Source organism: Polaromonas sp. P1_F2, assembly GCF_056405735.1.
In genome coordinates, this window is sequence record NZ_JBFUBN010000015.1 from 27333 (window position 1) to 47261 (window position 19929).

Genomic DNA, 19929 nt, shown 5'->3' on the forward strand with positions numbered 1-19929 from the left:
GGGGGCCATAACTTCAGGTTATCGAGCTCGCAGAAATGTGATGAGGGCGGGCCCGCAGGCCAACTTAGGATGACCTCATCCTCGGCCCCAAGCTCGGCCTTGTCCGGCCGGGCCCTCTTTTCCGAAAGCATTTTCATGATCCATACGTATACCGATGAAGACGTTGGCCGCACCATCAGCTGGCGCGAAGTCCTGCAGGACCTGCCCGCCGCCTTCGAATCCCTGCGCAGCGGCGACGCGGCCATCCAGGCGCGCCAGCGCATTGACTGCGGCAGCTGGAAGCTCAGCGGCATGGGCGCGCTGTGGGAAAGCCGCGGCGTCGCCGCGTACAAGACCTACACCAGCCTCAACGGCCAGTTTGACTTCCTGGTCAACCTCTTCGACCTGGCCCGGCAGGACCACCACGTGATGCCGGCGGCGGAGATCACGCGCGCCCGGACGGCCGCGATGACAGCCTGGGTGGCGCGTAAGACCACCCGCCTGGGCGCGAAAAAGATGGCGATCTTCGGCCTGGGCATCCAGGGCCGCACGCACCTGGAGGCCCTGCAGGAAACCATGGGCTTTTCCGAGATCGCCGTCGTCGACACGGCCGACGTCTCACGCGCTTGCGAAACGCTTGCCGCGCGCTACGGCATAGCGGTGCGCCAGGTGTCGCCGCAGGAAGCGGTGGCCGGCGCGGACCTCGTCGTCACCGTGACACGCTCCAAGCAGCCGCTGTTTGACGGCGCCTGGCTGCAGCGCGGCGCGGCGATCTGTGCGGTGGGCACCAGCCTGCCCAACGGCACCGAGATCGACCAGGTCAGCCGGGCGCGCAGCGACCGCGTGATCGTTGAATGGAAGCCGCAAAGCCTGGTGGAAGCCGGCGAGATCGTGATGGGCCTGGCCGACAAAAGCCTGGATGCATCGCAGATCAACGACCTGCCGGAGTTGCTGGGCAGCGACGCGCCCTGGCGCCGTTCACCCGAGGAAATCATCTTGTTCAAGGCGGTCGGCGTCGGCCTGAGCGACCTGGTCGCCGCGCGGCGTGTGGTGGAAGGTTTGCGCGGGCAAATCGTCGCGAAAGAGGCCGTCACCGCCAGCCAGTACTGAGGCTCGCTAGCCGGTCTCTTACGCTCTAGGTTGCCAGGTTGCGTCCTGGACCTTCTTCAATTCATCGCTCACACACTGCGTGAGCGCACGCATGATGTCGGTGACGGCCGCCGCCTTGAGGTACATCGCGCAGACCGGAAACTCGGCGCGCGGCTCCAGCGGCAGGACCTTGAGCTTGTCGGAAAAGAAATTGGCGCTGGCCGAATCCACGATGGCCACGCCCTGGTCCAGCTCGGCCAGCCGCACCGCCATCTGGTAGGTGCGCACCGCGGTTTTGCCCTGCTGCCAGCTGAAGCGGTTGGCGTACCGCGAATAGATGCGGCCCAGTGGATCCTTGCCCGAGAGCTCTATCAATTCCATGGTCGCCAGCGCCTCGGCCGAAATCGATTTGTTGCGCGCGTATTTGCCGAGCCGCGCGGGCAGGCTGGCCGCCACCAGTTGCAGGTGGCCTATCTCCACGCAGTCCAGCGAAGGGTGCAGCGGCGGGTCGAAGGCGATGGCCAGGTCCACCTCGTGCATGAGCAGCTTTTGCATCATGTCTTCGGTGTGGCCGGTGTTGAGCTCGCTGCGCATTTTGGGAAACAGTTTTCGGGCGGCCAGCACCGCGGACGGCAGCACGCTGTTGGCCAGCGATGCGACGGCCGCCACGCGCACCGCCTTGTCGGCGCCCAGCTTGAGATTGCGCGCGAGTTCGCGCACCGCGTCGAGGCCGCCCGTGGCCTGTTCCACGACGGGGGCCAGGGCATGTGTTTCCTTGGTCGCCACCAGCCGCTTGCCTTCGCGGTTGAAGAGCGCGAAGCCGACGGTCGCCTCGGCGTGCTGCAATGCCTTGGTCACGGCGGGCTGCGACACATGCAGCAGGCGCGCCGCGCCGCTGATGGTGCCGGTGCGCAGGATGGCCTGCAGGACTTCAATGTGGCGGGTTCTCATAGAAACAAGCGTTGTGGTTGGCGGCGTCCACGTCGGAAGGCAAAAGCCTGAAGCCGGGCAAGCCCGTCAAGGCATTTTGCATTGAAATCCGCGAGGATCCGAGGTATTTGACACCCCCGCACGCTCTCGCGCGCCCTCAGGCTTTGTGTTGCCGCGCCAGGCTCTTGGCCAGGTCCATGAAATTCTTTTCGGCCGGCGAGTTGCCGTCGTCCCGGCTCACCAGCGTGATAGGCGCCACCAGTGCGGGCCTGGCATTGCGGATGCGGCAGTACACCACGCTCTCACGGTGGAAATCCTTCATGGATGCGGGAACGACCGAGACACCCGCGCCCGCCGCGACCAGGCTGATGTTGGTCAGCATGCGCTCCACCTCCGAGGCAATCCTGAGCGTGAAGCCCGCGTTCTCGCAAGCCTCGATCAGGTTCGAGTACATGCCCGGCGCGCCGTGCCTGCGCACCAGGATGAACTGCTCATCGGCCAGGGACTTCAAGTCAACGACCGGCATCTTGCCCTTGGCGGCACCCGCCACCAGCGCGTGGCCCACCGGCAGGACCAGCAGCATCTCTTCTTCGAGCAGGGACACAAAGCTCACGCCGCGCGGATGGCTGACGGGCGTGCGCAGCATCGCGACATTGACCTTGCCCCTGTCTATGCCCTCGGTCAGCTCGGCCGCATTGGCTTCCCTGAGGTCCAGATGCACGTCGGGATAGGCGCTGCGGTAAGCCCGGATGATCCCCGGAATCAAGGGATGGGCCGCGGCCGAGCTGGTAAAGCCTATGGCCAGCGTGCCTTCAAAGCCCTGCGCGGCGCGCGCGGCGCGTGCCGCGCCCTGCTCGACGCCGCGCAGGATGGCCTGGGCCTCCTGCACAAATACCGCGCCGCCGGCCGTCAGCGCCGCACCTTTGGGGTGGCGGCGGAACAACTCGAAGCCCAGCTCCTCTTCCAGCAACCGGATCTGGTGGCTCAAAGGCGGCTGCTGCATGTTCAGCCGCTCGGCGGCGCGCGTGAAATGCTGTTCCTCGGCAACCATCAGGAAGTAGCGCAGGTGTCTCAGTTCCATGAGGTCGGCCTATCTTTAAAGAACCTGTTCCAAGTATCGAAAGCCTTGCATCCAGAGTTTATGCATATACCGGCGGCGCCGGGTGACACCTTGGCGTCTTTGCGCGCACCGTCCATCCGCGAAAACCCACCGTATGGCGCGGCACCCGGGCCGCGGCGGCAGGTCACCCGTAGACTGGCTCATCGATGACCAGAACCAGAAGAACGCTTCGCCATCCCATTGCGCAGATGGCCCTCGCTTTTGCCGCCGGCATGCTGCTGGGGCACTTTTTCCCGTCAGCCGGCACGCAGATGAAGCCCTTTAGCGACGGCTTTCTGCGCCTGGTCGGCATGCTGATCGGCTTGCTGATTTTTTGCCTGGTGGTGTCCGGCATCGCCGGCATGCGAAACCGGCTGCAGGCCACGCAGGTGGGTGTCAAGGCCATCGTCTACTACGAGACCATGACCGTGATCTCGCTGGCGGCGGGCATCCTGGGCGCCACGCTGCTGGCGCCCGGCAAGGGTTTTGCACCGATTTTTTCCGATGCCGCGACGGCCGCTGCCGCGCCGGCCGCCGCGGACAGCAAGACCGGCTTTTTGCTCGACATCATTCCCTCGACATTTACCGGCGCCTTCACCGGCGGCAACAGCCTGCAGATTCTGCTGCTGGCGCTGCTCTCGGGCATCGCGCTGGGGCGCGTGGGCGAGCGCGGCCGCGGGCTGCTGGAACTCATAGAATCGGTGCAGCAGGTGCTGCAAGGCATGGTCGGCATGGTCCTGAAGCTGGCACCGCTGGCGGCCTTCGGCGCCATGGCCTTCATGATAGGCCGCTACGGCATCTCCTCCATGCTGCCGCTGCTGCATTTTGTCGCGGCGATCTACCTCGTCAGCATCCTGTTCGTCTGCCTCGTGCTGGGCACGGTCGCGCGCGCCGCCGGCTGCAACATCTTCCGCCTGATCGCCTATGTGAAGGACGAGCTGCTGCTGGTCTTCTTCACCAGTTCATCGATCGCCGCCCTGCCGGGCCTGGTCGGGAAACTGGAAAAAATGGGCTGCGCAAAACCGGTGGTGCGCCTGATGCTGCCGACCGGCTACAGCTTCAACCTGAACGGCAGCAACATCTACATCGCCATGGCGGCGGTCTTCCTCGCGCAGATATCGCACGTCGAGCTGGGATTCTGGCCGCTGCTGTCCTTGCTGGGCATCGCGATGCTGACGTCCAAGAGCGCCACCAGCATCGCCGGTTCCGCTTTCGTGGCCCTGACCGCGACGCTGGCCAGCCTGAACTTCATTCCGGTGGCCGGCATTGTCCTGTTGCTGGGCATAGAACGGCTGATGAAATGCCGCTCGCTCACCAATGTGATCGGCAATTGCGTGGGCTGCATCGCCGTGTGCGCCTGGGAAAAAGCGCTGGACCGCCAGGCCATGCATCAGGCCCTGACGGGCAAGGCCGCCTCCTCGCCCATCGCCGACCAGATCTGATACAGGCGGTCGCCCAGGCAGTCCGCGCGGCCTTCGAACAAAGTGTTCAGGCACTCGCGCCGCTCAAGCCGCCGGTAGAGCTCAGCCCGTTCCGCGTAGCCGTCGGCCATGCGGATGGCGGCCGCGATGTAATCCTCCACGCTGGCGGCAATGCTCCAGTCCGGCAAGCCCAGGCGCCGGAACAGGGCTTCGTCGATGTGTTCGAACACCTCGGGCCCGGTCTTGCACACACCGGGCAGGCCGACCGTCACCGCGTCGGTGATGCCGTTGGTGTTGCCGAAAGGAAAAGGGCTCAGGAACATGTCGCAGCGGCTGAAGATGGCCAGGTAATCCGGATAAGGCTGGTGCGCGTAAATCTCGGCGTCCGGCAGGTAGCGGCGTATCAACCTGCGGACCTGCGGATAGATCAGGCCGGTCGCCTGCCCGATCAGGAAATGAAAGCGGACCTGCTTGCTCGCGCCCGCGCGTATCTTCTGGCAGGCCAGCAAGAACTTCGGGTTGAGCTTCATGGTGGTCGCGGCCACGGCGATGTTGACGACGGGCGCGTCCTGCCGTGGCGGCCGCCCCAGCGAGACTTCGATGGCGGACGGGCGGTAGGGTTGCCCGTCTTTCGGCAGGCGCAGCAGGGTTTCGCTGAAGCAGGCGGGGTCACCGACAAAATCGTCTTCCACGCTGATGTAGTCGATGCGGTCGGAATGCGTGGTGGCGGGATGGCCCAGCGCGGCCACCTGCAGGGGCGCCAGGCGCTGGTTGGCCGCGAACATGGTGATGGGAAACATGCCGACGCTGGGCATGTAAAACACGGCGGGCCTGAGGGCGCCGGCCAGCGCGTGCAGCTGGCGCAGGCAGGCGATCATGTCGTTGGGCGCGGCGAAATCAATCACCTCGTCAAACACCGCCCGGCCCAGTTCGTCGATATTGCCGGGGTAGGCAATGGCCACCAGGCGGAAATGCCGGCGCGCGGCCGCCAGGCTCCTCGAATGCGTGCGGTAAATCGAATGCCCGCCGGAGAACCACTCGAGCAGCACCAGCATGATGGGCTTGTCCACACTTTGCACGGCGAGCGCGGACGCAACACGTTCCAGGCCCAGCGCTTCGAGCTTCTTGCGGACCAGGCGGTTGATGGGCCGCTTGATCTCGTGGCGCGCCGGCAGGTCGGCGTAGCTGCAGTGCATGTACACGTCGTGCAGGATGCCCACCGGCAGGATGTCCAGGCTTTCGATTTCCTCGAGGTGGGCGGGCAGCCAGGCCAGCAACGCCTCGCGCTTGGAATGCGCGGCGGGCGAGCCGAGGAAGCGCGGTGACAGCAGGGCCGTGAACAGCGCGGCGGCCAGATTTTTGTTCTGCCGCCACAGCAATTCCACATCCAGCGGGATTTCCGATTCGGGCGAATACAGGATGCAGAACTTCACGAGGTCTCGCTCGCTCACATGGAACTCCGGCGCGGCGGAGCCCAGGAAGTTGAGCGATCTCAGGATGTGGTCGCAATGGACAAAGGCACTGGCGGCAAACAGCGCCGACAGCCAGCGCTGGAAATTGATGAGCTGGCCGAAGCCACCGGGGGAGACGTGAAAGCTCGGGTCGGAAAACAGGGCCGAGATGGCGCTGGTGAGGCGGGTCAGGCCGTGCGCGTCGCGTTCCTGCGCGCCTATGGCCGCCGACAGGCTGAGCGCGAAGTTTCCGTCCAGGTTGCCGTAATTCCTGTCGATGAGCAGCAGCAGCTTGACCAGCTCGCGCGCGGCAGGCTCCTGCTGCCGCGAGTAGCAGAGGTATTCAAAATTCTCGAGCGAAAAGATGTCGTCGGTCATGGTGCGCCCCTGTCGCGGAAATCCGGCGGCCTGCCCGGCAGCGCCAGTATCGCCGCTGCCGCCCATCCCGACTACCTCGCCCTTCCCGCTCACTGGCCCAGCCTGGAAAAAGTGCGGTCCAGGGTGTCCTGGGCGCGCGCGAGCTTGTCCTGCTGCGCCTTGAGCCAGGCCGCGTCCTGGTCCAGCCGCTTCTTCTCGGCCGCCAGCATCCTCACGGTCTCCGCGCGCTGCGGGCCGCCCAGGCCCTTGCTGGAAGCCAGCATGTTCTGCGCGGTCAGCGAGGTGCGGAAGCGCTCCTGCGTCAGCGGAAATTCCGCCCGCGGAAAATCAAGGGCTTTCACCGCTTCGGCATACAGCTGCTTGACGACGTCGAAGGGGATCTCGGCCGGCTTGAGCTTGTTGGCGCGCCCGTAGTTGACCAGGTCCGAGGCGAAATGGTGGCCGACGCGGAAAGGGACGTCCGCGTCGCGCTGCAGGATGTCGGCCAGCTCGGTGGTGGTGGAGTACTCGGCGTCGACTTCCTGCAGCGCGCGCTCGCGGTCGATGACGAGGTGGTCCATCAGATCGGCCAGCTTCGCGAAGGCACCGGCCGTGAGGTCCAGGGTTTTTCCGACCTGGTCGCGTTTGTAATCGGGCATGCCGGGCGTGACGTTGTGCGCCTCCAGCTGGAAAGTGAAGGCCCCGCCCACCACTTCGCTGGCCTGCAGCCGCAGCACATTGAGGGCATAGGGGTTGCGCTTTTGCGGCATGATGCTGCTCGTGCCGGTGAGCCGCCCTTCCTGGATGGTGATCCATGGAGACACCTGGTGGTACTGGGTATGCATGTCCTGCACCAGCAGGCCTATCGTCAGCGCCGCGTTGCTGCACAGGCCCACGAGCTCCACGCCCTGGTCGAGCGCCCCAAGCTGGGCCGCGTCATAGGAGTTTTCCACCACGCCGTCAAAACCCAGCAGTTCCGCCAGGCGCTGGCGATTGACCGGAAAGCTCGAGGTGCCGAGCGCGCCCGCGCCCAGCGGGCTCATATTGAGTCGCGCATAAGCCTCCTTCAAGCGCGCGCTGTCGCGCCCGAAAACCGAGGCAAAGGCCAGCAGGTAGTGCGCGTAGGTAGTGGGCTGGGCCTGCACGCCGTTGGTGTAGGCCGGCACGATGGTGTCCAGGTTGTTCCCGGCCACGGCCAGCAGCCGCGCCTTCGATTCGATCATCGCCGCCATCAGCGCCAGCGTGCGCTCCCGCTGCATCAGGCGCCGCGTGGTGGACAGGATGTCCTGGCGGCTGCGGCCTGAATGCATGCGCGAGCCGTCGGGGCCGGCCAGCGCCAGGATCAGTGGCTCGTACTGCAGATAGTCCCCGGGCCGTTTGGCGCCGGGCTGGTTGCCGTCCCTGATCACCTGGTCGACCGCTCGCGCGATCTTTTTGCCGAGCTCGGGCGGGACGATTTTGGTCTCGACCACCATGACGGTCGAGGCCTTGTTCATCTCGCCGAGGAAATGAAAATTGTCTTGTTCGGGCTGGCCGTCCTGCTTGTCCGCGGCGATGGCGGCGGCGGACAGCGACAGCAGCAGCAGCAGCGGAACCAGCGCCAGCCGCCCGGCGCGCCGTGACAGTCCGGCGGGACTGGTAGCCGCGGTGCATCGGATTCCGGCAAGTTTCATTCTTCGCCTGTGGATGGGGTGGAAGAAACCACGGAAATGGTGAGCTTGTCCGGGCCAGTGCCCGGAGGGGAGAACGCACTGTCGGCCAAAGGCGCCATCCAGTCGCCGCCGGCCATGTCCGACTGCAGCGCGGCGGTGGCGGCGGCCGACGCCGCGCTGGTCAGGCTGTTATTTATCGTGCCGCCGAGATTGCGCAACACGGTGCCCGAGCCGGTGGCGGCAATCGTTGTCACATCCGAAGACTGGCTGAAGGGCTGCCCGTTGGGCGCGCTGGCGTTGATGAGCAAGAGGCCGTTTTCCACTTGCAGCTTGTTGGTGCCGCCGTCTATGCGCACGCCATAGCTGCCGCCGGAACCCGAAACACGCAGGCTGCCGCTGCCGCCCGTGCTGATGGTGTTGAAGGCGCCGGTGCTGCTGCCGACGATGGAAAGGCCCTCGCCGGATCCGGCGGTCGCCGCCTGGATGTCGATGTCTCCGCTGCCCGAAGTGATGCTGACGCCGTTGGCGGCGCCCGAAGCCGCGCTGCGCAGCAGGACCGCCGGCGCGGCCGACGCCGCGCCGCTGCTGCCGGTGACCGAGAGCTTGCCCGACACCGTCGAGATGGCGGCGGAACTGGTTGCCGTCGAGGGGTAGACGGTGACGCCGCTGCCGTAGGTGGAACTGCCGGCGACACTCACCGATCCACTGCCGGTGGCGCGAATCACGTTGTTGCCGGTCAGCACCCCCACGCCGTCGCCGTAAACGCTGCTGCCGGTGATCGCAAGCGCGCCGTTCTCGACGCTGAGCAAGGCCTTTCCGCCGCCGTAGATGCTGACGCCGTTGCCCTGGTCGGCGGCGTTGCCGGTCAGCGTGACGTTGCCCGCGCCGGTGGTCTGGATGCGGTTGGCGACGTTCTGGATGGCAATGCCGTGGTCCAGCTCCGCGATGTTCGGAGAATGGAAATTGCCGACCAGCGTGATATTGCCGCCCTGCGAGGCGATGTTGTTGACCGAGTTGGTGCTGGTGGCGCTGCCGCCCAGGGAAATGGCGTCCGAGGTGCCGATGGAATCGCCCCGAAAGGTGATGTCGCCGGTCACGGTGCTGACGTTCACGCCGCTCGAATTGCCGGTGGAGTTCAGGTAGATGCCATAGCCGCCGAAGCTGCTGGTGCTGTTGCCGTTGACGGCAATGGCGCCGCTGCCGGTCGTGATGTTGATCGCTGCATTGGCGCCGGAGGGCGCGATGTCCACGCCGCGCCCCGAGTAGCTGGTGCCGTCCAGTGTCAGCGCGCCCGACTGCGTGCCCAGGTTGATGCTGGCATAGGCGCCGCTGGCGTCCAGCGACACGGCCTTGAACGAACCGATGGTGGGATTGACCACGCTGTTGTTGGCCAGCAGCTTGAGCGCGCCGGCCGTACTGTTGATGTTGATCTTCGAGGCGGTGGCCGCGCTGGCGCCGCTGCCCGAACTCAGCAGCCCCAGCGCGGGCGTCGTGCCTCCTGAGGTATTGCCGGCCACCGTGATGTTGCCGTCGGAGAAGATGCTGATGGATGAGCCGGTCCCCGTCGAGTTGAGCACCGTGCCGTAGCTGCCGGTGCTGCTGCCGCCCAGCGTGATGGCGCCGCCCGCCGTGGCATTGAGCACCACGGCGCCGTTGGTGCCCGAAGCCGCCAGGTAGACGCCGCGGCCGGCGCCGGCAAAGCCGTTGGCATTGGCCTGCACGGTCAGGTTGCCGCTGCCCACGGTAAGTGTTTGCGTGGAGCCGCTGGCTGTCGAGCAGATCAGCACGCCGAAGCCCGAGCTTGCATTGCCGCTGATCGTCAGGTTGCCGGAGCCGCTGGCGGCCAGGGTGTTGTTGGTGCTGAAGATGCGCGTGCCATTGCCGCTGCCCAGGTTGGTGCTGTCCACCGTGATGGAGCCGGCGCCGCTGGTGAGGACATTGCTGCCGCCGGTGAGCACAAAGGCGTCACCGGTCGCGCTGGTGCTGGCGACATTGGCCGTGATGGAGATGTTGCCGCCACCCGCATTAAGCGTGGAGGCGCCGGCGATCTGCACCGCGCTGCTGTTGGAGTTCAGCGAGCTGGCGGCGACCGCGCCGCGTATCGTGATGTTGCCGCCGCTCGTGCTCAGCGTGGAGCCGCTGATGTTCACGCCGGCGGTGCTGTTCAGGATGGTGCTGGCCGAGCCCACCAAGGGGTCGACGCCGCCTATGGTGATGGAGCCGCCGTTGGTGGTGATGCTGCTGCCCGTCAGGGAAACCGAGCCGTTGCCGCTGTTGTTGTAGTTGGAGAACAGCGAGACGTTGAGGGTTTTTCCGGTGCCGTTGGAAATGGTGCGGCCGCTGCCGATGATGATGTTACGATGCGCCTGCAGGGTCAGGGAGGCATTGCCCACGCCCTTGACGTTGTCCAGCACGTTGATGTCGCCCGAGGTGCCGCCGAAGCTGTTGGTGGTCTGGACGATCACGTTGGCGCCTGTGGACAGCGAGGCGTTGAGCACGGCCGAACTCAGGTTGGAACTGGCCGCACCGCTGGACGTGAAGGGGGAACTCCCGGTCGCGCCTACGCTTGCCGTGCTCGTGATGTTGATGTTGAAGGGGTCTATCAGCCAGGTGCCGCCCTTGCCGGAGGCCGCGCTGATATCCACCGAACCGGTCGCCTCCAGGCTGTGGCCCGAGGTCTCGACCAGGCCGCCGCTGCCGGTCTGCCCCCCGCCCAGCACGGTGATGCCGCCGTGAAAACGCGTGCTGTCGGTGGACCAGAGAATGACCTTGCCGCCATCGCCGCTGCTGAGCGCGTCGGCGTTGATGCGGGCGTCTTCGCTCATGTAAGTTCCGACGGCCTGGCGCTCGGTGCCGCTGCCCTGGTAGTTTCCGCCGACCAGCACGCTGCCGCCGCCGGCGTCGCCCGAAGCATCGATGCGAGCAGCGTCGAAGACGCCGACGTACTGGCCCAGGACCTTGACGCTGCCGCCGGTTTCGCCGGCGTTGCGGCCGGAGACATCGATGCGGCCGCTCACGGCGACGATGCCGGCATCGCCGCCGTCGAGCAATACCGTGCCGTTGCGGCGCTGCAGGCTGGTCGCCTCGATCACGCCTTCGTTGTTGACCACATTGGACAGCAGCGCGTCGCTTGACCGCGCCGACATGACGACCACGCCGCCGTTGGCCTTGAGCAGCCCCTGGTTCACCACGCTGGCGCCCAGCGAAGGGTCGCTGACCTGCATGTTGATCAGGCCGTCGCCGTTGAAGTCCAGCGTGATTTTCTCGCCGGCGCCCAGCATCACGCTGCCCAGGCGTGCCGTGATGCTGCCTTCGTTGCGCACCTGCGCGCCCAGCAAGGCCACGTAGCCGCCGTCGGCCGCGACGATGCTGCCCTGGTTGATCACGGCGCCGCCCGCGCCGCCGGCGTCAAAGCGACTGCTGCCGGCCATGAAGTTGGCGTCGGAGATATTCAGCGAGCTGGCCACCAGGCCGCCGACGTTGACCGCCGAGCCCTGGCCGAACAGGATGCCCGAGGGATTGATCAGGAAGACCTGGCCGTTGGCATTGAGCTGGCCCATGATCTGCGAGGCGTCGCTGGAGGTGACGCGGTTGAGCGCCACCGACGAGGCCGAGGGCTGCACGAAATTGACTTTCGCCGCGCTGCCGATGTTGAAGGTGTTCCAGGTGGCGGCCATGCGGTCGCTGCCCTGCACCACATTCATGACGTTGCCGCTCTGGCTGATGCTGCCGCTGCCGGCCGTGACTTGGCCGTTGGTCGGCAAGGCGCCGGCGTCCAGCGCATGCGCGTGCAGCGGATAAACGCTGCACAGCGCCGACAGGATGGCCGCGCACAGCGGCGTCAGCGCCGGGCGGTTTTTCCGGGTGAAGGGCAAGGAAGAGGCCGGTGAAGATTGGTGTGCCATGCGAGCTCCTCAGAATGTGTAGTTGATGCCGACACCGATCGCGCGGATCGTGGTGCCGACGCCTGCGGTGCCGAAGACGCCGGCGACGGCGTAGTTGTAGTTGGCTAGGGGCTGGTTGCGCAGCAACACAAACTGCCCGAAGATCCTGACCTGCTTGCTCCACGCGTAAGAAAAACCGACGGCCTGGGAGGTGGCCCCCATGCCCTCGGTCGAGCAGTTCACGCCGTTGCCGGAAATCATGCTGCAGTCGCCCGCGAAGGCCTTGGCATGGCTGGCGCGCAGCTGCCAGGCGCCTATCTTGTGCGAGATGCCGAGCATGTAGGCGCGGCGGCGGTAGCTGGACATATCACTCGAGGTGACGCTGGTGTTGACCACGCCGGACTCGGCGTAGTTCAGCTCGTCGGCGATCAGCGACACCTTGGTGGCGCCGAAATCGTAGGCCACGCCGACGCGCACGCTGTAGTCGTTGGAAGACGTGCCCTGGGTCACGTGGGTGTTGGTGCCGACGCCGCGTGCGTTGCGGCCCAGGCTGGCGATGCCGAAATAGTTCACGTGCTGCTCGGCCGCCACCACGGCGGAGAAGCCGCCGTTTTCATAAGACAGGCTGCCGCCGTAGAGGTAGCCGGTGTCGACGTCGGGCGCGGCCTTCATGCCGTTGTTCGAATACGCCAGCTTGAGCTGGAAGCCACCCATCTTCGGTGTCCAGTAGCCGTACATGCCGGCCTGGCGGCGGTTGAAGGCGGTGTCGTCGTTGTTGTTCACCGCCGCCGTACCCACCGGCCCCGAGTTCCGGGCGATGCTGGTGGCAAAGCCCGGCGAGCCGATGATGTTGTAGTGGGCCGCGCTGGTGGTGCCGCCGAAAGGATCGAATGACGTGGTGCTTTCCTTGAGCGGCATGTCCCAGTTGCCGTACATCGCGGTGCCGGCGTCGGGATGGGCGAGGGCCACACCGGTGTTGCGCAGCTCCTGCCGGTGTGTCCAGTCCGGCGTGGCGTCGACGCCGGCGGCGCCCGCGCTCAGCGACAGGCCCAGCTCCAGCTGCCACAGCGCTTTCCACTGCTCGTAAATGGGGATGCCGCCGCGTGCGCCTACATACGACACGTTGTCGCGCGCGCGCCAGAAGCCCGACATGTTGCGCCCGTTGGGCGTGGCGAGTTTGCTCTGGTCGGCGGGCGCCGCGGGCGTCGCGCCCGAGCGGCTCACATATTCGGGGATGATGCCCAGCGAGCCGTACAGCAGCATGCCGTCTTCGGCTTCCTCGAAATCCTCGCCCCGGCTGCTGCCGCTGGAGGCCAGGCCGGTGAAGGCCTGCGGCGAACCCGAGACGGACAGCCACAGGCGGCGCGCGCTTTTCGGCTCGCTGGTGGGGTTGACGCCGGGCGAGAACGCGAGGCTCGCGTTGAACACCAGATCCTTGTTGTAGACGTTCAGGCCGACGCCGTAGCCATAGCGGCTCGCGCGGTTTTCGCTGTTGTCCCAGGGCTTCTTGTTGATGGTGACACGCCCCGCGTCGGCGAACAGCGCGCCTTCCACGACGGAGTTGCCGACCACACCCAGGGTCTTGCGCAGCTCCAGGCGCGCCAGCATGCCCTGGTCGCCCGCGGCTTCGCCGGTCGGGTAGGCGCGCACGCCATTGGAGCCGCCCAGGCTCATTTTTTCCGACGCGTCCAGGTTCTTGTCGGCGTACTGCGCGCTGACCGAGCCCAGCAGGGAGAAGCCGCCGCCCAGCGGCTGCTGGCGGCTGAACGACAGGTTGAGCTTTTTGTAGTCGCCGGCCGCGTTCGCCGTGAAACGGTCCAGCGCGGCATCGTTGGGCGTTTCCTTTTTCAGGTGGCCCATGCCCAGGCGCGCACTCCAGCTGTTGCCGGCCGCCGCGCCCGTCCATTCGTCACGCCAGTCGCCGGACAGGCCGGCGCTCAGCACCTGGGCGGACTTGTCGACGGTGGTGCCGCTGGTGGTGTCCTGGAAATGCCGGTATTCCGCCGCCACCGACAGGTTGACGTTGGCGCGCCGGCTGCGCAGCAGCGCGGCGTTCAGGAACAGGGTGCTGACGCGGGCTTCACCGTTGGCTTGCACCTCTTTGAGGTTTTTGCCGATGTTGTATTGCAGACCCGCGAAGTTCGCGCCCACCGTCAGGCCGGTCGTGCCCAGGGGCTGCTGGTAACCGATGCCGGCGATGCGCAGGCCTTCAAAGGTCTGCTGCGTGTTCAGGCTGAAGCTTTCGCCCATGCCCAGCGCGTCGTTGAGGTTCAGGCTGACGGACAGCCGGTTCGCGCCGGTGTAATAGCTGCCGCCGTTGTCTATGCTCACGCGCGAGGTGATCGCGCTCATCTCGCTGAGCTTGACGATGATGTCGGTGGCGCCCGGCTGCGCCGATGGGCGCAGCACCGCCTTGACCGACACGCCGGTGATGTCGGACAGCCGCAGCAGCGTGTTTTCCAGGTCGAGCTCCTGGATCACCTCGCCCGGCCGCAGCCCCGCGAGATGGCGGTCTATCAGGTCCCGGTCCAGGCGCACGCTGGCGTCGGGCTCGGCCGTCACCCGGCCGATGACGCCTTCACGGATGCCGAGGGCGACCACGCCGCCCTGTATTTCCTGCGCGGGCAGGTAGGCGCGCGCCACCAGGTAGCCCTGGGCGCGGTAGTAGGCCGTGATTTTGGCGGCGGCTTTGCCCAGCCCGGCGAAGTCCAGCTCACGGCCGACAAACTCCTGCAACTGCTCCTGCAGCATGGAGGCCGGCAAGGAGCGGTTGCCGCTGAGCACAAAGCCCGTGACCTGGATGCCCGGCCCGCCGGCGGGCAAGCCCTGGCCCTCATCGCTGCCCTCCGTCTCTTTCTCAATGCGCGCGGGGCGCTGCACCGCCGCCGGCGCGCCGGCGCTTTCCGTGGGCGAGAGCTGCTGGCGGTTGGCGTCAAACAGGGTGCCGGCGCTGGGCGGGGTTTGCGCATGGGCGGTGAAAGGCGCGGCGGCCAGCATCGCGCAGATTTGCGATGCGAGGATTTTTCGCCGGGGTGCGGCAAGGCGTGAGAATTCCATCATGGTGTTCGTCTTCTGTCTTGTTGTTGTGTTTGCGCCTAATTGCCGGTGGCCGGGAAAATTTTTCCGGCGACGTCGCGCGATTCAAAAATGTCGGCAGCCTCGTGGCCCGCTTTCGGCACGACCATGACCTCGCGCGTCACGGGTGTCTGCCACTTCCGGGCCAGAAACTGTTCGTAGCGCATGTAATTCCTGTGCCGGTCCAGCCGGTCCGTGCCCTGCATGGCGGCGCCGCAGGATTTGTCGAGCGACTCGTAGGCGGGGTCGTTGTCCTCCGCGCCCACCAGGTAGAGGACGTTGCGCGCCGCATAACGCTTGAACAGCTGTTCGCCGTCCAGGCCCTGGCCGTAGGGAACCATGTTGGCCAGGCCATAGCGGAAGTTGTTGTAGCCGGGGCACAGGACGCTGGTCACCGGCTTGAAGTCCCCGCCGTCGGGACGGCTGGGGTCCAGGTACAGGTAGGAAGACGGGCTGGAGACCACGTAGCGCACGCGGATGCCCGCCTTGCGCAGTGCCTCTTCGCTGTTGTTCAGCACGGCATAACGCTGCATCAGCTGCCCGCCGGCCGAGTGGCCTATGAAGACGATTTCCTTGAGCAGGGGGAAACGCTTGCCCGTGCTCAGGTAGCGGGCGATGTCGTCCAGCACGCCGCAGGAATTGATGGCTTCCTTGCCGCGGGAGTCCTGGCACTGCATCCAGTTGCCGCCGCGCCAGAGCGGAATCTTGCCGTCCGGCGACGGGTCCGACGCCGTCAGGAAATGGGGCACCAGCAAAAGGGTGCTGGATGCGTCGAGTTGCGCGGCCTTGAGCAGGCCCTGGCCCACGCCAAAGTAGCGGTCGGCATCGCGCTGCACACCATGCACAAAAATGACCGCGCGGCGGATGCCGGCGTCCGGCCGGTGCATGTCGATGTTGGAGTAGACGGCAAAGGGATAAGCGGCGCCCGCCGTTTCCAGGTCAATCACCTGCTCGCGGGGCTGTTCGCCTGCGGCTTTTTCCGCCGCGGCAAAAAGACGCGCACAAAAAAGCGCCAAGCCTATTGCCACGAGAACTTGTAACCATCTATTACTGATGCACGTCATAGCTGATCCCATCTTGTCGAAATTCGAATCAGAAAGGCTTGACGCGTCGTGTACGAATGCCCGGTTTCCGGGTATATGCAACACAAATGGATTACAAATCCAGCGTTCCTTCGCGACCTTCTGTTCGGCTACGGAAGAGGCGGTTTGTAACAACCTGCTAATCCCGGCGCCGTTTTTCGCGATTCTAGGAACGCATTTGCAGCATGTAAAATATCTTGATTCTGGTTATTTGATACTTTTAAAGTATTCAATGAAGCGAATTCCGCAGCCCGGGCCGCTAAAAATTCGTCCCCGCTCAGGGGACGGCTTAAGGGTCGACCCAAAAAATGAGCACTTTCGTGTTCCTTTTTATTGCCTTCAGGTTTTCCTGCCCCTTCATTTCGTGAGATAGAAAACCTCGTGGGCCTCCCAGGGCATGGGGATTTCCCACCGGTGCAGCATGCGCGCCAGGTCTTTATTGGTGAGGGTCGTATCGCGCTTGCTGTTACGCGAAAACACCACCGACTCAGCGGCCTCCAGGTAGACAAGTTTGACGCGCGCGTTGTAGGCGTACAGCAGGTCCAGGGTCCTGGTCCGCATCTCCAGCGACAGGTGCGTGGCATTCCAGACGAACGGCGACCGTCTCCGCAGCAGGTCCTTGGCCTTGTCCACCGCGTAGTGCGCGGCCTTTCCGTCGTTCTGCCCATGCTTCAGGCCGAGGTCCGACTTCGCGTCATCGAAAGACACGACTGGCAGTTCGCCGGCGTTGTTGCGCACCCAGGTGTCTTTGCCTGACGCCGGCATGCCACACATCACAAGGACTTCACTGCCCTCCTCTCTGTGAAGGGGGAAGCTGGGGTCGATCTCCTTTCCCCTGGCGTACAGCAGCCGCGTGTGCGCGTCCGCCGCTTCCCAGGGGCGATCCCAACACCCCTGCTCGCGCGCCAGCTCCTCGAAAAGCTCAATGTCGGCAAGATGGCTTGCCTGGTCTTGGCAAATGCGGCCGCGCATATCAGCGCGAGCCATGCAGGTGAGTTCGGAGACATCGAGTTCCCAGGACAGCCGCCTCACGATGAACTCGGGAGTCTCCGCGCGCCGGCTGTCAAACGCCCAGAATGGCAACTGGTGAACACCGATGATGCGGCAGGCGGCCTCACGAAGCTCGAATGGCATCCCTGCCTTCCACAGCAGGATCCGCGCGTCGACGGCGCCTCGTTTGGAATGGCCGGGCTGGCCGATGGCGCCCGTCACCGGATCGATGACCGTGGTGTCCGGCTTCGCGATGTCATGCAGCAGCGCGGCAATAAACATCACCTGCCGGCGGGGCTCTGCCGCGTTCTGCCACGCAGGATCAGACAGCAACGCGTCAAGAACAAGCCGGGTATGAATTCCAACGTTGCCTTCGGCGTGGTGGCGTGCGTCCTGCGGGGTGCGCTCGAGTGCAAAAAGCCCCGGGATCAGCTCGCAGAGCAGTTGCCAGTCGTAGGTGCTGCCCGGCTCGGGGATCAGCGCTTTCAAGTCTTTCCAATTCATGATTTTTCTCCTTTAGGCACAGCGCCTGGATTCAGCGCCAGCGCGCCAATCACATCGCGAATGCATTCAGTCACTCGCGACCAATAAATCCGTCACGTCCGGCGGTTCACGGCATCGTCTCCACGAAAGCCTTGGGATCGAACTCGCGCAGCTCTTCAAGGGACGTGATGGTCTTCAGCCCGAGCTGTTCCCAGCCGACCGTTGGCACCGGTGCATAGAGATCGGCGCCTTCCGCCAGCAAGTTCGGAAACATCGGCCTTGCAAGATGATGCGAGCCCGAATCGAGAATGGTCTGGGTGAAACCTCGCCTCACAAACTTGTAGCGAGCTTCAACAAAATCATCGTTCTCTACCTTCAGGTACAGGCCTTCGGACTCGTCCTGCTGGTTGGTCTGCTTCCATGTCAACTCGAGAGGCAGCCCTTCGCGCAACACCTGCCGCTCGAAGTTCGTCCGCCAGTCGCGGCTCTTCGCCAGCGACCTGTAGATCAGCTTTCTCAGCTGCTTGAGGTCCGCAGGCATCACGCCGGCGTAAAGCACCGGCACCGATACGACGGGCTGTCCCTGGAGCATTTCATGCCGGCGCTTCGTCGACAGGAATTTTCCGGAATGCCGATCCAGCAGATCGAACTCAAGTGGCATGTGCGGCAGCCTGTCATACCAAACAGAGTGCTTGGCATACATGGCTTCACCGTACAGCACCCAGCGGTCTTCAAGCGTAGACAGCAGTGCATCGGCATGGGCATGCGCCCATGGTTTGAGCCAGTTGAACTGGCGCTCACTCCAGCCTCCCACCAGATAGTGGCCGCGAGACTGCAGGAGCAGTTCGCCGCCTTCGCTGAATGAAATGCCGCAGTTCGCCGCGTCCATTTTTTCCTCGATGACAATTTTCCTTCCAGCCAAGGCTGCAAGCGGGATCTGGTCCGATCCGTCGTCGCCCTCTTGAAGGCGCGACCCCTCAAGGTGCGCTGTACGTGGGTACTTCGCCAATTCAAGCGATTGAATGTGTTCCATGGTCGTCTCCATGCGGCAGGCAGCCGGCAACGCATTCATATGCGAGCAGGAACGGTAAAGCCGCGGTTCAGTGATAAGAACCGACGATGGGAATGAGGAAAGGACGCTGGTGCGTCTCGGCCGGTCATGGCGCCAAAGCGCCGTGATGCTCAGTGTGTCTCGCCCGGATCGCGAACCGTTTCAACTTCCACAGGTGCATGGCGTGCCTTGTGGAACGGTGAGGGTTCGCGTCTGGTAAAGACGCGGTCGTCGGTTAGGCGGTGACGGTTGCGCGGGACACGGTGAGCTCCAGGCCTCGGAGGGCGTAGGTGAATGAGGCCGTGATGATAGCTGCTGCCGGAAAGAAGCAAACGATGATCGCGCAGTGTGTGTCTAACTCGCCACAAAGGCCAAACAGGTATGGTGCGGCTGGCGGGGATCGAACCCACGACCCTTGGCTTCGGAGGCCGCTCGCTGCACCGGTGTGTATTTATGAATCAACGATTTACGGGCGCCCACATCCCATTACGTCGCAGTGTTGTGCCTATGAGCGCAGTCTGCAGTCACGCAAGAGTCACGCGATTTAAAGGCCATGGCCTCTCATCTCATTTATCGCGCCGCACATCATGGCGTAAGGCTGGGCGATGCCCCAGATTCAATACAGGTCATAACATCCTCCATGACATCGTCTGTTGCCGGCTGATTCTTTAAAAGTGACAATAACAAGCTGTGTCCCGCCCCCTTCACTACATGCAATTTCTTCCAGCAAGAAGCGGATGCGGAACTGATCAGGCGCTGCGGAATTTCGAAAGGGATGACATCGTCAAGTTCAGCCGCAATGACGAGAAGGCTCCCCGAAAACTTTGCAATTTGCTTCCAGGCGTCCGTGGTTTCCCAACTGCGGTGCTGACGGATGATCGACGAAAATGCGGGGCCAAATGGCACTCGGTATGCCTCCGGTGCGTAAACCGCCGGCACAATGAGGATAAGCGAATTTACCCTGTGCGTCTGCGTAAGATCTATAGCGCAATACCCGCCCATGCTTGCGCCAATTAGAGTCAACGGCTTATTCATATCACGCGCCTGAAGTACAGCTTCTGCTTGATGGGTTCGGCTAATTAGGGAAGATTGCTCGAGCAAGCCTCCAGTCTCGCCATGTCCTATGCAGTCAAAGGCGACAGAACCAAGCCCCTTTTGGTGCAGAGACGAGCGCAGGGCAGAGTATCGAGACCGATCGGCCTTGCCCGCTCCGTGGATGCACAGAATGTCATTGGTAGAAGATTGCCCGGCACAGACGTCTCCTTTGAGAAGATGCTGCTGATATCTGGTTGCGAATGCCTGAAGATTTGTCATCAACGAATCTTATATATTGGCGAGATCGGCCCCTGCTGGAGGGCGCCGACGGAATCATCGTGTCCAACCACA

General features: G+C 64.3%; 12 protein-coding genes. 2 read left to right on the forward strand and 10 right to left on the reverse strand.

Going from position 1 to position 19929, the window contains the following annotated elements; all coding sequences use genetic code 11:
- Positions 1-135 precede the first annotated feature (135 nt).
- Positions 136-1089: an ornithine cyclodeaminase family protein gene (locus AC1D0O_RS22605; protein ID WP_477655736.1), complete on the forward strand. Its 954-nt coding sequence runs from the start codon at positions 136-138 to the stop codon at positions 1087-1089.
- A gap of 18 nt (positions 1090-1107) precedes the next feature.
- Here AC1D0O_RS22605 and AC1D0O_RS22610 read toward each other — a convergent pair whose 3' ends face one another.
- On the reverse strand, positions 1108-2019 hold the full coding sequence (locus AC1D0O_RS22610) for a LysR family transcriptional regulator (protein ID WP_477655737.1): 912 nt from the start codon (positions 2017-2019) through the stop codon (positions 1108-1110).
- Between the two features lie 136 nt (positions 2020-2155).
- Positions 2156-3079, reverse strand: coding sequence for a LysR family transcriptional regulator (locus AC1D0O_RS22615; protein ID WP_477655738.1), 924 nt, complete (start codon positions 3077-3079; stop codon positions 2156-2158).
- A gap of 227 nt (positions 3080-3306) precedes the next feature.
- Here AC1D0O_RS22615 and AC1D0O_RS22620 point away from each other — a divergent pair, with 227 nt between their 5' ends.
- Positions 3307-4539 (forward strand): cation:dicarboxylate symporter family transporter, encoded by a 1233-nt coding sequence (locus AC1D0O_RS22620; protein ID WP_477655739.1) that lies wholly within the window; start codon positions 3307-3309, stop codon positions 4537-4539.
- Here AC1D0O_RS22620 and AC1D0O_RS22625 read toward each other — a convergent pair.
- From AC1D0O_RS22625 to AC1D0O_RS22660, 8 genes are all read right to left on the reverse strand, one after another.
- Positions 4488-6347: a peptide transporter gene (locus tag AC1D0O_RS22625; RefSeq protein WP_477655740.1), complete on the reverse strand. Its 1860-nt coding sequence runs from the start codon at positions 6345-6347 to the stop codon at positions 4488-4490. The two genes, AC1D0O_RS22620 and AC1D0O_RS22625, sit on opposite strands and share 52 nt — an antisense overlap.
- An 89-nt stretch (positions 6348-6436) precedes the next feature.
- On the reverse strand, positions 6437-7999 hold the full coding sequence (locus tag AC1D0O_RS22630) for an argininosuccinate lyase (RefSeq protein WP_477655741.1): 1563 nt from the start codon (positions 7997-7999) through the stop codon (positions 6437-6439).
- Entirely contained in the window at positions 7996-11883 is a 3888-nt protein-coding gene (locus AC1D0O_RS22635) for a beta strand repeat-containing protein (protein ID WP_477655742.1), read from the reverse strand. The genes AC1D0O_RS22630 and AC1D0O_RS22635 overlap by 4 nt, the downstream gene beginning before the upstream one ends.
- Positions 11884-11892: 9 nt before the next feature.
- Positions 11893-14922, reverse strand: coding sequence for a porin (locus AC1D0O_RS22640; RefSeq protein ID WP_477655743.1), 3030 nt, complete (start codon positions 14920-14922; stop codon positions 11893-11895).
- A gap of 35 nt (positions 14923-14957) precedes the next feature.
- Positions 14958-15953, reverse strand: coding sequence for an alpha/beta fold hydrolase (locus tag AC1D0O_RS22645; RefSeq protein ID WP_477655744.1), 996 nt, complete (start codon positions 15951-15953; stop codon positions 14958-14960).
- 423 nt (positions 15954-16376) lie between these two features.
- Positions 16377-17513, reverse strand: a complete 1137-nt coding sequence (locus AC1D0O_RS22650) for an AAA family ATPase (protein ID WP_477655745.1) — start codon at positions 17511-17513, stop codon at positions 16377-16379.
- 106 nt (positions 17514-17619) lie between these two features.
- On the reverse strand, positions 17620-18525 hold the full coding sequence (locus AC1D0O_RS22655; RefSeq protein WP_477655746.1) for an RNA ligase family protein: 906 nt from the start codon (positions 18523-18525) through the stop codon (positions 17620-17622).
- Between the two features lie 603 nt (positions 18526-19128).
- Positions 19129-19857 carry an alpha/beta hydrolase gene (locus AC1D0O_RS22660; protein ID WP_477655747.1) on the reverse strand — a complete coding sequence of 243 codons (729 nt, stop codon included), beginning with the start codon at positions 19855-19857 and terminating at the stop codon, positions 19129-19131.
- Between the last annotated feature and the right edge of the window lie 72 nt (positions 19858-19929).

Coding starts and splice junctions, on each gene's coding strand:
- AC1D0O_RS22605 (WP_477655736.1), top strand. CDS start 136: ATGATCCATACGTATACCGATGAAGACGTTGGCCGCACCATCAGCTGG.
- AC1D0O_RS22610 (WP_477655737.1), bottom strand. CDS start 2,019: ATGAGAACCCGCCACATTGAAGTCCTGCAGGCCATCCTGCGCACCGGC.
- AC1D0O_RS22615 (WP_477655738.1), bottom strand. CDS start 3,079: ATGGAACTGAGACACCTGCGCTACTTCCTGATGGTTGCCGAGGAACAG.
- AC1D0O_RS22620 (WP_477655739.1), top strand. CDS start 3,307: ATGGCCCTCGCTTTTGCCGCCGGCATGCTGCTGGGGCACTTTTTCCCG.
- AC1D0O_RS22625 (WP_477655740.1), bottom strand. CDS start 6,347: ATGACCGACGACATCTTTTCGCTCGAGAATTTTGAATACCTCTGCTAC.
- AC1D0O_RS22630 (WP_477655741.1), bottom strand. CDS start 7,999: ATGAAACTTGCCGGAATCCGATGCACCGCGGCTACCAGTCCCGCCGGA.
- AC1D0O_RS22635 (WP_477655742.1), bottom strand. CDS start 11,883: ATGGCACACCAATCTTCACCGGCCTCTTCCTTGCCCTTCACCCGGAAA.
- AC1D0O_RS22640 (WP_477655743.1), bottom strand. CDS start 14,922: ATGATGGAATTCTCACGCCTTGCCGCACCCCGGCGAAAAATCCTCGCA.
- AC1D0O_RS22650 (WP_477655745.1), bottom strand. CDS start 17,513: ATGAATTGGAAAGACTTGAAAGCGCTGATCCCCGAGCCGGGCAGCACC.
- AC1D0O_RS22655 (WP_477655746.1), bottom strand. CDS start 18,525: ATGGAACACATTCAATCGCTTGAATTGGCGAAGTACCCACGTACAGCG.
- AC1D0O_RS22660 (WP_477655747.1), bottom strand. CDS start 19,857: ATGACAAATCTTCAGGCATTCGCAACCAGATATCAGCAGCATCTTCTC.